General features: G+C 39.7%; 11 protein-coding genes and 1 other RNA gene. 4 read left to right on the forward strand and 8 right to left on the reverse strand.

Annotated elements, in window-relative coordinates:
• Positions 1–202: 202 nt before the first annotated feature.
• Positions 203–1,486: an ankyrin repeat domain-containing protein gene (locus H6G68_RS21315; protein ID WP_190908434.1), complete on the forward strand. Its 1,284-nt coding sequence runs from the start codon at positions 203–205 to the stop codon at positions 1,484–1,486.
• A 363-nt stretch (positions 1,487–1,849) separates the two neighbouring features.
• A complete protein-coding gene (locus H6G68_RS21320) occupies positions 1,850–2,302 on the forward strand; it encodes a cobalamin biosynthesis protein (RefSeq protein WP_190908435.1) in 453 nt (150 codons plus the stop codon).
• Between the two features lie 237 nt (positions 2,303–2,539).
• On the opposite strand, the gene H6G68_RS21325 is transcribed toward H6G68_RS21320, so the two are convergent.
• From H6G68_RS21325 to H6G68_RS21355, 7 genes are all read right to left on the reverse strand, one after another.
• Positions 2,540–2,893: a phage holin family protein gene (locus H6G68_RS21325; protein WP_190908436.1), complete on the reverse strand. Its 354-nt coding sequence runs from the start codon at positions 2,891–2,893 to the stop codon at positions 2,540–2,542.
• A gap of 27 nt (positions 2,894–2,920) precedes the next feature.
• Positions 2,921–3,697, reverse strand: a complete 777-nt coding sequence (locus H6G68_RS21330) for a peptidoglycan-binding domain-containing protein (RefSeq protein ID WP_242045351.1) — start codon at positions 3,695–3,697, stop codon at positions 2,921–2,923.
• A 75-nt stretch (positions 3,698–3,772) separates the two neighbouring features.
• Positions 3,773–5,047, reverse strand: coding sequence for a M16 family metallopeptidase (locus tag H6G68_RS21335; RefSeq protein ID WP_190908437.1), 1,275 nt, complete (start codon positions 5,045–5,047; stop codon positions 3,773–3,775).
• 62 nt (positions 5,048–5,109) lie between these two features.
• Positions 5,110–6,351, reverse strand: coding sequence for an insulinase family protein (locus tag H6G68_RS21340; protein WP_190908462.1), 1,242 nt, complete (start codon positions 6,349–6,351; stop codon positions 5,110–5,112).
• A gap of 663 nt (positions 6,352–7,014) precedes the next feature.
• Positions 7,015–7,198: non-coding RNA, 6S RNA (gene ssrS / locus H6G68_RS21345), on the reverse strand.
• Between the two features lie 50 nt (positions 7,199–7,248).
• Complete coding sequence (locus H6G68_RS21350) at positions 7,249–8,397, reverse strand: 5-(carboxyamino)imidazole ribonucleotide synthase (RefSeq protein WP_190908438.1); 1,149 nt, start codon at positions 8,395–8,397, stop codon at positions 7,249–7,251.
• The gene (locus H6G68_RS21355; protein ID WP_190908463.1) at positions 8,388–8,876 is read right to left on the reverse strand and encodes a pentapeptide repeat-containing protein; all 489 of its coding nucleotides are present in this window, start codon (positions 8,874–8,876) and stop codon (positions 8,388–8,390) included. The genes H6G68_RS21350 and H6G68_RS21355 overlap by 10 nt, the downstream gene beginning before the upstream one ends.
• A 728-nt stretch (positions 8,877–9,604) precedes the next feature.
• Here H6G68_RS21355 and H6G68_RS21360 point away from each other — a divergent pair.
• Positions 9,605–9,928, forward strand: a complete 324-nt coding sequence (locus H6G68_RS21360; RefSeq protein ID WP_177176138.1) for a slr1957 family protein — start codon at positions 9,605–9,607, stop codon at positions 9,926–9,928.
• Positions 9,929–10,197: 269 nt separating this feature from the next.
• On the opposite strand, the gene H6G68_RS21365 is transcribed toward H6G68_RS21360, so the two are convergent.
• On the reverse strand, positions 10,198–12,093 hold the full coding sequence (locus H6G68_RS21365) for a GTPase family protein (protein ID WP_190908439.1): 1,896 nt from the start codon (positions 12,091–12,093) through the stop codon (positions 10,198–10,200).
• A 136-nt stretch (positions 12,094–12,229) separates the two neighbouring features.
• Here H6G68_RS21365 and H6G68_RS21370 point away from each other — a divergent pair, with 136 nt between their 5' ends.
• Positions 12,230–12,721, forward strand: coding sequence for a deaminase domain-containing protein (locus H6G68_RS21370; protein ID WP_127056165.1), 492 nt, complete (start codon positions 12,230–12,232; stop codon positions 12,719–12,721).
• Positions 12,722–12,840: the final 119 nt, after the last annotated feature.

Below are 12,840 nucleotides of genomic sequence, written 5' to 3' on the forward strand. Positions count from 1 at the left end.
GAGTCAGGAGTCAGGAGTCAGGAGTCAGGAGTCAGGAGTCAGGAGTCAGGAGTCAGGAGTCAGGAGTCAGGAGTCAGGAGTCAGGAGTCAGGAGTCAGAAGTAAAACCCTCTTGTATTGGGAGTTTTATGATCAATTGATGTCCTAACCACCCTGTCCACGGCTATAAATTAAAGAATATACGTTTAAGCGGGATTTCCTTTATGACTGAAAACAAAGATAACTTCCTACTAAAAGCTGCCAAAAGTGGTGATATCAAAAGTCTGTGTGAGCTACTAGCTAGTGGTGTTGAGGTGGATGTGTGCGATCGCAGCGGCACGACTGCATTAATGTTGGCTGCGAATTTAGGTTATACAGAAATAGTGCGATCGCTCTTAGATTTTGGCGCTAATCTCAACTTACCCAGAAAAACTTATGGGTTGACGGCGTTAATGTTGGCAGCTAGTAGCAATCAACTTGATATTGTTAAGCTGTTAATATCCAGAGGTGCAGATGTAAATGCTATTAATGAAGATGGTAGCACCGCCTTAATGGCAGCGGCAGTGAAAGGTCATCTCAATGCAGTGCAAAGCTTATTAGCTGCGGGTGCCAAAGCAAATATTACCGATAAAGATGATGATACTGCTTTAAAACTAGCAATCAAGCATGGCTGGACAGAAGTTGTCAAAGCAATATCACAAAATAGCTCCGTTGTCAATATCCACGATGCAGAAGGTGAGACACCGTTAATGACAGCGGTAGACTTGGGAAATTTAGAAATCGTGCAAACACTGTTGTCAAATGGGGCTGATGCTAATTTGAAAAACTCTGATGGTGGTACTGCACTGTTAGCTGCTGCTGCCATAGGAAACAGTAATATTGTTACGGCTTTGTTAGATGGAGGTGCAAAAATTAATCACCAAGATAAAGAAGGTGAAACAGCCTTGCATTTTGCCGTTGTCGAAGGCTACCTTGATGTAGTGCAAGTATTACTCCAACGGGGTGCAGATGTCCAAATTAGAAATCATCTGGGTGATACACCGCTACTGGTAGCCGCATTCCAGGGACACAGCGAAATAGTTGCAGCTTTGTTGCATTCTGGGGCAGATATGCATAAAAAAAACTTTGGTGAAGTTGCCCTCACATTGGCAGTATCTCAAGGACACACCCAAACAGTCAAAGTACTAATTGACTATGGTGCTAATATCAATGCCGTGGCAGATGATGGTAAAACTGCTTTAGTCAAAGCCATAGCCAGCAACCATCCAGAAGTTTTCAAACTGCTATTAGCAAAAGGCGCAGATGTGAATTTTCAAGACTCATCTGGGGCAACGGCTTTAATGTGGGCAGCCGCAGAGGGTTATAGTCAAGCTGTGCAGATTTTACTTACATCTGGGGCGGACGTGAATTTAAGAAATAAAGGTGGTTATACAGCTTTAATGATTGCCGAATTTAATAACTATCAGGGAATTGTGCGGATTTTAAGACTAGCTGGAGCGCAGGAGTAAAAATCAGACAGCAAAACTCCGCCGTAACTGTTGAGAGTTTGTGACGGCGGAGAAAGAAGAAAGTGAAACATCAAGATGAAATGCTTACGCTACAAGGGTAGAAAAAAAGTAAACATGAAGACGTAATTTACCTTTTACCTTTGCTTTGTTTCTCCCTCGATGTTTCCTACTGTGCTAGATGTACTAAATATATCGGTTTTTATTTTTAGCGAAAGTATTAAACTTATCATTTTTGATGTATCAAAATTCACATTTATCAAAAATCAATCAGACTTTGGTGTGATTTTACGCCTATTTATAGGCTCTTTGCGAGATTATATAGAAAATATTAAATTTAATTGAATACCATTGAATGAGTAAATTATGCAAATAGATTTATTATTTCTACGAGTCTTATGGGTGGGTATTGGTTGTCAAAAAGGGATTTCATCACTGTTAATTAACACTGCAATTGAGAAAATTTTTCGAGAAAATCAACTTAGCCGATGTGAGATTTCCGGTATTGCTACAATTGAATCTAAAGCGACTGAAATGGGTTTAAAGGACTTTTGTCAGGTATATAATTTGCCTCTAAAAACCTTCACAGCAGAGAATCTGGGCAATGTCTGTGTTCCTCACCCTGCTAAAATTGTTGAACAAAGAATGGGAACGCCCAGTGTTGCAGAAGCATCTGCGATTCTGGCCGCTAGTGAAATTACTTCTGTAGGTGTAAGGTTATTAGTTCCTAAACAAATTTTTCGCTTACCAGGGGAAGTGGGAACGGTGACAATAGCTGTTGCCCAAGCTGTAATATCGTGTCCGGTTAAAAACTTATAATTAGGCTGACACGGAGATGAAGAGACGCGGAGAGTTCTTTTGATAAGCAATTAGCCGGACTTGATATAACTTAGGAACGTGGATTTATTAACTTACAATTCTTTGTAGGTTGGGTAAAGCGACAGCGTAACCAAACATTAGATTATATAAATCCAGAGTTGTACATCATTTAATTCACATTCCTTAATAATACAAACAAAGCAAAATCCGGCAGACTTCTGAGTCATACTGCTTCCTTCAATCAACGACTCGCAGAAAATAGTTAATAATGCTAGAAACAATTGCCAGCACAATTGAACCAAAAAAAGCCGGGACAAAACCCTGAATTATAAAATCAGAACCTGGAGTTAAGGCGCTTGCCAGCCAAAGAGTTAAAGCGTTGATTACAAATGTAAATAACCCAAAGGTAATTAAGGTAATGGGAAATGTTAACAAACTCAAAAATGGGCGAATAATGGCATTTACCAAACCAATGACAATAGCAGCAACTAAGGCAGCTACAAAAGTTTTGATAATGAATCCAGGAACAATTTTAGCCGTAATTAATAACGCGATCGCAGTACCAAGCCAAGTTAAGAAAAAGTGTTTCATATCAATTAGCCATATTTTTGTATCAGCCTAACGTTGTTGGGGTAATCGCCGTAAGAAAGCCTGCCAAGTAGCACCACCAACTATCCCATCTGGTTGTAACCCATAGCGGATTTGAGCAGCTTTTACGGCTGCCTCAGTGGTGATACCGAAGTCTCCATCCATACTACCTTTCAAAAAGCCCAGATTTTGTAGTAGTTTTTGTAACTTTATCACTTCTGAACCACGGTTACCTAAACGCAAAATTGCCCACCCTTCTGGGGTGTATTGAATACTAGGATTTTGCTGATTTCGCGGAGTGGGCTGAAAATTTACATTAGGCTGATTCCGGGAAGTTGGTTTTGGTGCAGGTGTGTTGTTGATTCTGGTGCTTCCAGTGGTTTGGGTAGGAACGGTTAAACTATTGGCTGAGATAGGTGGCAGTGGAGGAGAGGAAGAGATAGTAGCAGCAACGGGCGATACATTAGGAAAAAGTTTTTGCCAAGTGATGGGATCTACAACACCATCTGGATTTAAGCCAGCAGCTTGTTTAAATTTAGAAACAGCAGTGGCTGTAGCTTGTTGATAAATGCCATCAACTGTACCTGTGTAAAAGCCCAACAATTTGAGGGTTGCTTGAAGTTCAGAGACACGTTCACCTTGGCTACCAATTTTCAGGGTAGGGCGGTTGATGTTGCCTACTGCGTTGACTTGGGCGATTTTGGCTGGTGCTGCCGTTGATACCATCGCTGAGGAGCCAATCAGCACAGGTGTGGCAATGAATAAAAGTAAGTAATACAACATACCGATTTGTGGAAATTTTCTCATACTTATCTTACCTTGGCAGGATGCCGAAGGCGGGCGATGCGATCGCTCTATTGCTTCTTTGTGGAAGTCAAACTGTTAAATATTAACTGATTGAATTGCTTCTTCTTGACCAACTAAAGACAAATATGGTTCCTGTAAATACCGATGAGCGGCTGTCATAGCTAATTTAGCAGTAACTTTATTAATCAGTTCGGTGAATTCTTGGTCAAATTCAATTCCTAAACCTAAAATTTCGTACCAGCCATAGATTTGAGCAATTTGCCCGTTAGTTTGTTTACCCAAGGCATACTGACCCAGTATTTTATTTTTCGCTGTTTGTAGTTCCTCTGCCGATAGTTCAGTAGTACATAGTCGTTCTACTTCTTGGCGTAGTCCTTGGAGAGCGATACTAGTATTTTCTGGGGCTGTACCCATATAAACCACAAATGAGGCGGGAAAGAGGCGTGTAGAGTAAATGGCAGATACTTCGTAAGCCAAACCTCTTTTTTCCCGTAATTCCACAAATAAGCGGCTAGAAAGACCATTTCCCAGGTACGTAGACAGCAATTTGAGTGCCGCATATCCTGGGGCGCTCACCGATGGTCCCATATAACCCAGCATGACGATTGATTGCTGTGTATTTAAGGGTTTGAGACATGATTGGGGTTTGACAGGAATTGCTGGTAAATCCAGTATATGACGTGGTTCGGCTGGAGAAACCCAGTCACCAAAAACTTCTGCGACTAAGTCTAATGCTGCTGAGGGTGTAATGCGTCCAGCAATACTAATTACCACGTTATCTGGACGAAAATGAGTTTGGTGAAACTGTACCAAGTCTGCACGAGTAATGCTGCTAACAGTTTTTTCAGTACCTAAAACGGACATCGAGTATGGATGTTCTTGGTACATTGCTAGTCGCATTTGCTCAAAAGCAACACTAAAGGGTTGCTCTTTTTGGGAGCGAATATCTTGTATTGCTAATCGCTTTTCTAGTTCCACTTGGGTTTCGGGAAATGTGGGCGATCGCAATAACAGCCCCGATAATGTTAAAATTTCTGCAAAGTCGGCAGTTACTGTTTTCAAAGACAGCAGAAAATAATCAGTTCCAGCGTCTGTGCTTAAACTTGCTCCTACAGACTCGACTTTTTCGGCAATTTCTAAGCTAGATAAACCATCACAACCTTTTGTCATCACAGCTGATAGCAAATGTGCTAACCCAGCTTGCTCGCGGTTTTCATAACAACTACCAGCACGCACAAAAATCCGTCCCGCAATAATATCCGCAGCTTGATTTTCTGCCACTAAGACAACAATGCCATTGGCTAATATGGTGCGATGGATAGGGGAATTAGAATTATCTATAGTTTGCATTATTTAGTTATAGGTCATTGGTAATTATTTATTGGTCATTGGTACTAATTTTGGACTAATGACTAATAGGGTTTAAGAATTGTAGCTGTGTAGTTCTGACAAGAAATATACTGCTGCGCTAATTTTTGCAGTTCTTGAGCATTAAAGGATTGAATTTGCTGGGGATAGGTAACAGCTAATTCAGCTTGAGCGATGGTATTGTAGTAGCCATAGAGACTGGAAAGCTGATTTGGTGTTTCCGTTGAAAAAGCATACTCATTACAGAGTGTTCTCCGGATACGATTAAGCTCAGTTTCACTAATAGCTGTAGTTTGTAAATTGTGCAAATGATGGCAAATTAAAGATTCTACTCGTTCTAGATATTCTGGTTCTAACCAGGCGGTAATTGTTAACAAACTCGATTCACGTTGTAAGGAAAAGCTACTGCAAATTGCCTGTACCAGTTGCTTTTCTTCCCGTAAATCATGGACTAACCGCGAAGTTCTTCCTTCTGCTAATAAGACGGTCAGGAAATCTAAACCATGCGCGTCCCGGAGTTGTTCTACTCCTGGTGCTATCCATGCCATCATTAACCTAGCTTGTTCTAGCCTTGGTAAAATCAGTTCTTGACGGCGAATTCCTGTAATTACTGGTGCTACTATTTTCTCAGACGGGGGGCAATTAGAGCGATCGCTAAAATTGGCAAATGATTGATTGACAATTTCCCAAGCCTGTTCTTTAGCAATTCCTCCCACAATTACCACTGTCATATTTTCGGGTTGGTAGTGAGAGCGATGAAAACAGCGCATTGCTTCTGGTGAATGCTGCATCAGTTCTTGCTCAGTACCCAACACAGAACGTCCATAAGCGTGGTTTTGATAGACGTTTTTGAGTAGGGATTCAAATCCTATCGAATCAGGATCATCAGCACTAGAGCGAATTTCCTCTAGCACTACATCTCGTTCACGGATAAATTCATCATCCGCAATTGCGGCATTGAGCAAAAGTTCACCTAAGTTGGGTAAGGTCTCTGCTAGGTAAGGGGCAGCTGTGGTGAGAGAGTAATGTGTATAATCATGACTCGTAGCTGCATTACTCACGCCACCCATCTTTTCAATGTTATAATCAAACTCCCCTGGGGGTAGGTTTGCTGTACCTTTAAAAATCATGTGTTCTAAAAAGTGCGCCATTCCGAACCAAGGATCTGGTTCTAAAGTAGCTCCAGCGCGAACCCAAACATCAGCTGCCACTACAGGGGTAGTGGAAATTTCCTGATGAATAAATGTTAAACCGTTGTCTAGGTGAAAAACCGAGGCTGGGAACACTGTTTTAGCTAAGTATTTTGTCAAGTTTTTGTAGTTTTAACCACAATTTAACGCAATTATGCTATTATAACTCCAGATGTTAGTTAAAGAAGAGTTAATTTATACAGATTATATCAACTTAATTTTCTTAACACCAAGCCGATGAGAATATTACTGGCTTTTGAGAATAATCGATAATCCGATAAAATTTAAAACTCCCAAGTCTGTTAACCTGGGAGGTGACATACTCCACACACTCCTTTATGCCTTGCGGCACGCTACGCGAACAGGTGAGTGTGGGTTTCTCAGCGACTCTTCTTTGAAGACATTTACTGAGCTTTAAAGCCCTATGCCCTAGGGACGTTTGGATATAATTTTTAACGGTTTGACTGCGCTCACCGTTAACCCTGAGCGGAGCCGAAGGGTTAACTTTTTCGATAGATAGGCTGCTTTTCAGCATTTAATTGAATTCCACCCATCTCTTGAAACTGTATCACATATTCGGCAGAAGAATTGACCAAGAAAGTGTTCATTCTTCACCTACCAAAATTACTGATTTCGCTCACGCTCAATGAGAGATTGTTGGTCAATTCGTCACTCACAAGCCTAAGGCACGCTGTGCATTCATCTCATCACCTCCCTATCGGTTAGGTGAGAGGCTTCTGCTGGTTAGCTAAAAATTTTGAGTTCACCGCGACGCCGTTTTGCCTAAGTTTATGACCTGGTTATACCAGGTGGGAACGGATGTTGCTCGTTTAAAGTTTCCGGGTACAAGCCCGGTATACTGCCACAAGAACTATTTGGCTCCCAGTTTCTTAAAGACATAGATCAAAAAACTTGTGGGCAGTCACCAACGTCGTAGTGTAACTAACTCATTATAGCCTTCAAAAATAGTTTGTGTGTTGAATAGGGAAATTTTTAGGAAATTTTTTCTGGAGGATACCAGATAGATTCTATTTTGTGTGTGATATCGAGCGCTGTATGTTGGTTTTGCTGCTCTAGCAAGACTGTAAGATGTCCAAGTTTACGTCCTGGACGAGATTCTGTTTTTCCGTACCAGTGTAAGTGAGAGTGGGGAATCTCTGCTAGTTGTTGGCGCTGGTTTTGGTAGTCGCTGTGTGAGCTTTCATACCCCAAAAGGTTTACCATAATTGCACTGGTGCAGTTTAACTGGGTATCTTCTAAAGGCAAACCACAAACGGCTCTCAGGTGTTGCTCAAATTGAGAAGTTTCACAAGCATCTAAGGAAAAATGCCCAGAATTGTGGGTGCGAGGTGCAATTTCATTGACTAAAATTTTACCATCGGCGGTGATAAATAACTCAATGCCAAAAACTCCCACAGCTTGTAGGCTATTTAATAGTGTATGCGCGATCACTTGAATTTCTGCTGCTTGTTGGGGTGTAATATCTGCTGGGGCAATTACTCTCCGACATACCTGTTGTTCTTGTTGAGTTTCCACAACTGGATAAGTGACAATTTCCCCATTCACAGAACGTGCTGCAATTATCGCTAGTTCTCTTTCAAAAGGAACAAATGCTTCGACTAAAAACTGTGTACTATTTTGATTGACTACTGTTAACAAAGTAGCTAAATCATGAATAATAAAAGTCCCTTGTCCATCGTAACCATGTCGTCTGGCTTTGACAACGATGGGAAAACCTAAATATTCTATTTTCGATTCAATATCTTCTGATTTTTCTACAGCGAAAAACTGAGGAACTGGTAATCCTAAATCCTGTAAATAGCAACGTTGATGATATTTATCTAATAACGGCGATAAAGCTGCTAATCTGGGACGAAAACAAACACCTTGTTTCTCTAACAAAGATAAAGCATCTAAATTGACAAACTCATTTTCAAAGGTGATCACATCACATTGTGAAGCTAAAATTTCCGTAGCTGCTGCATCGTCAACTGCTGCAAAAACCGTTTTTTGAGCAATAGATACAGCTGGATCATCTTGATTAGGAGTTTGTACTATTAATTCTACTCCTAGCTTCTGGGCTGCATCTCCCATCATCCAAGCGAGTTGTCCACCACCAATTATACCAAGTTTTATCGACATCCTAACGACTCACGAGTTTCTACACCAGTTTGGGAATTTATACCACTGGCTTTTTCACATAGCTCTTTAATTTGCGCTCTATCTAAAATAGCATCCGTAAAATCTGCACCTGTGATGTTGACATCAGTAAAGACGGAACGGAGTAAAAGAGCTTCTAACAAAATAGCATCACTGAGATCAGCGCCATTCAATTTTACTTCATTAACCATTGCATTAGTTAAATCGGCTCCATGTAAATTTGCTTGTGTCATGACGGAAGCACTCAAAACGGCTCCCCGCAAGTCAGCACCTGTAAAATTAGTCATCTCTAAGTTAGCGTTAGAAAACTCCGCAGCTTGCAAACTTTGTCCCGAAAAATCGTGTCTTCCCAACTCTGCATTGCTAAATGATAGGGGGTGACTCCAGTCTGCTAGTGCTGGAGATGTCACACACCAGATAATAACTCCCAACAGTAATGCTAACCCTTGTCGCCAATACATATTTAATAGCCAATTTAGTGTTTCATGCATTTTCAGCATACCCTATTCTGTTACAGCAGGGAACAGGGTTGAAACTCTATTTTTATATAGCTTTATTCTTAAATTTTGTACCTCCTGCAACCTGAAATCTGCTGTAAGTAGCTGGTTGCTTTTGATTAAAACTTTGTCATCAATACCTGGATTTATCTGAAAAACATTTACTAAATTCTTACTTTAGACTGATGTTATGATCATGTTTACTATTCCATTTTAGTAATATTTGAGGCAATAGCAATGCTGCCTAAAGCCTTTAAAATAAGCATTCTGGATATAAACCTAGTTGAATTTAAATCAAAATCAATTCAAATGAGTCAATCAGTAATTGTTGAGATTTTTATATTTCTAAACTTGAAAAGTTGATGTTTAAGTTAGATATTGGATAATTTTAGAATTACTTAAGATTTTAGCAATGACTCACAGGCTTCTTTACATTCATTTACATAGCTGACTTCAAGTAAAGTTTATTATCTTTTGCTAGAAATAGCGGCTATAGCCTGTTAGTCTTTTAATTAAGGGAAGCAGCATTTGAGCATAATTTATATGTTTTAAACTTATGTCTTAACTGCTTAACTAAAGTTAACAAATATGGAATTAGCGTTAATCTTATAGCTATCAATTAGCTGGTCATGAATCTTCTATCGATTTATATTCACTAACTACACAAATTGCACAATTGGAATTGTATCCCGATGATGAATCATTACTCTATTCAATGGATTGAAGCATGGTGCATGGAAAACGGCTGGACAGATTTATTTGTCGAGCGACGTGGTAACTACTGGGCATTTCCTCCAGGAGGAGTAATGCCAGAACCAATTCCAGTTCATGTTTTGAGAGTGATTAAAGAAGAGAATGGATTAACTAATCAGGAACTTTTCTGGTCAATCACGGCTGTAGTTATCACCATTGTAGCTGTTATTTATACATTTATCTACAAGTGTCCCATGCCGCTAGTTTTAGCTTTTGCTCTTAATGCGGTGACAGTAGCAAACTTGGAAAATGAAGATTGCTAAATAATTCGTTTGGATATTTATAAAAAACTGCTCTCTCTGAATACAGGTGAGGGTAGTTTTTTGCTGTGGATTTTGGAGATATATCGGTTCTCGGTTGAGTGAGGAACCCCACCCCCAACCCCCTCCCCGCAAGCGAGGAGGGGGCTATGATTTATCTCATGTGATTAGGAAATGCTATATATATCAGGAAGATACCCAACTTTCCTGAGAAATTTGGTATATGACTCTTGTTCACAAATCAGATAGGATTGCTATATCAAGTGCAGTTGTTATTGAAGATAATAATCAAATCGTTCCCGCAGTTCTTCAATTGTCAAATTCTGAGTCCAATATTCTATTAAAGCGTGACCAAATGCTTCGGCGTTGCGGTCTGGTGTGGTATTATTTTCCAATAACAAAGGCCAAAGAGATAGTAAATCAAAATTGCGTGATTGGGAATTATCAGGATTGAACAGGGGAAAAAGTTCATAAGCCATTTGTAATTTACCAATGACTATAGGTAATTGTTCGACGGGAATTTTTTCTGCGAGAAGATAAGCAAGAGTAGGAGAACCGGTTGATAGAGTAGAAATAAATTGCAAAACTGGACTTTTAAGAAGTGCGGTAAGTCCTTGAGTGGTTGCCATTTGAAAGGTATAATGATCGATAATTTTAGCTGCTGCAACCGTGCGGATTTCCAGATTACGCAAAAAACGGGTAAGACGTAATTGTTTTGCGGGAGATATGGCTTCTACTAATCCCCAAGATAACACTTCTACACCCCAAGCATGACGACCAGTTTTGATATCACCGGTGACAATGGGTAAAACTAAATTACAGAAATTTGCTAAAAGTTGTTTTCGATATTCTGTCGCTTCTCGAATAGAAATTTCTTTGGGTTTATTTCCCATTTCCCAATTATAAGGAGGTTCCCATTCACGAATAGGACGCAAACGATCTACTTGAGTAACAATAGTAATGATGGGTAAATCTGCGATTTCTGATTTGATATCTTGTAAAAAGTCTACATCCATCTGCAATGCGGGATCAAGTGCGGGAGTAACTAATAACAACAAATCGGCATTTTTGGCATAATCAATGACTAAATCCCGCAAATCATCACGTTTGACTTGTTCATAACCGGGAGTATCCCAAAGATTGAGAGTTTCTCCGCTTTCGCTTTCCCAATGATAATTTTGAATTTTATCTGTACTCGGTAACACATCAACTGCTGCAAGTTCATTTTGAAAAATAGTATTAATTAAACTACTTTTACCTGCACCTGTGCGTCCGATAATGAGAATATTAAGGGGTTTTTGCTCAACTGTTTCTGGAGGTTCAGCTTGGGTAAGAATGTCACGCAGGGTTTGAGTTTTAGCTTGGGGTAGGGTGGGGGTAGGTAATTCAATTTTAGTACCTGCGTAGAGTGCGATCGCTTGTTTGCACAAATTCCGCAAGGCTGCTTCTCGTAAAAGTTGGCTCAAATTTATCAGTAGTTCTTGAGAAGCACGATTGCTAACACCTGCACTGGCTTTTTTTGCTACTGCTGCAACAGGATTTAATACCCATTGCGCCCAATTCCAAGCTTGCCAGAATTTACGAGCAGATGGCTCTAACTTACGGTAGACTTGGTATGTTTGATAAGCCTGTCCAACTGTAACTTGATTGAGGACTGGTGATAATTTTTGCATCCATTGATCCATATCATCTACAGTTCCACGAATTAAACCGTAAACTTGGGGAATGTAGATGTTGAGTAAGGGATATTTTACTTCGGGATTATAGATATGGGAAATTGCTACTACTAAATCTTGACATCTTGTCCAAAAAGTTTGCCAGTCTTCCCAAATGGGGGAATCATTTTGTGCTGCGATAATAACTTTTTGTAATTCTGCTTCTACTTGAGTAGCTGTATCTCTTCCTGTTGACACATTTATATTATTGTCGTTGCTAGATTCCAATTCTTCCTGCACTTCTGCAAAGACAGCTTCGATTTGATTTACAGCCGGTTTAGTCCAGTGTACCAGCAACCAACGCCAACCGACAAATATAAGGGTGAATAATGCCCAAATCCAACTTAATCCCCAGGTGTGAATTTGCATTCCTGCGGAGATGAGTAGGAAGGAGACAATTATCGCAATTGGTGAGATGAGGATGATCCATTGCCAGAGTTTTAAACGTATCATTTTTCAATACCTGTTCTGTTTGTATTTTGTATATTTCTATTGTGAAGGTAATACTGGTATTGTGGATGGTGGATTGATGCTTTACCATTCATGTTACCAGGGAAATAACATACTACACAGATGTTAATATCATTACATGACAGATACACAAGATAATATTAACGATGGAGACGAAAATATAATCAAGAAAAGGTTACGAGAATCTGCTGCTAAAATTAGGGAGATTTTGCTCCCCAATAAGCCCATTCTTACGCAACCATTCCTCCGAATTAAAAACAATGTTGCAGTGGCTGAAATACATATAGAAGATGTAATTTTTCATCAAGAAGCAACATCTCACTATAAAAGTCCAATTCCTAAACCTACAGCAAAATCAGAAGGAGGACAATTTCAACCAGGGCCAGACTCTTACAGTGGACGTATTATGGATACTTGTTCTGAATATAAACTATTCTCAGAAATTGCGAAGATTCTCGAAATGAACTACAATCTGCAAATAGAAGGGTATATCTATCTTTATACAGAGCGACACCCTTGCCAAAGTTGTCAAGATATTAAAAGACAGTTTGAGGAAAAGTTTCCAAATATGAAGGTAGAAGTATTTTGGGACTACCCTTATCCTCCATAGTCAAAATGTTTTATTTATACAAGTAGAAAGGCTCAAAAAAAACGGAAGTATGTAACAAAAAGTAAGGTTGCCCAAAAATCTCTTCCCTTCTGCCTCCTTCCTTATCATAACGACAATTT

The sequence above is a fragment of the Anabaena catenula FACHB-362 genome, assembly GCF_014698735.1.
In the GTDB taxonomy this organism is placed as follows: Bacteria; Cyanobacteriota; Cyanobacteriia; order Cyanobacteriales; family Nostocaceae; genus Anabaena; species Anabaena variabilis_A.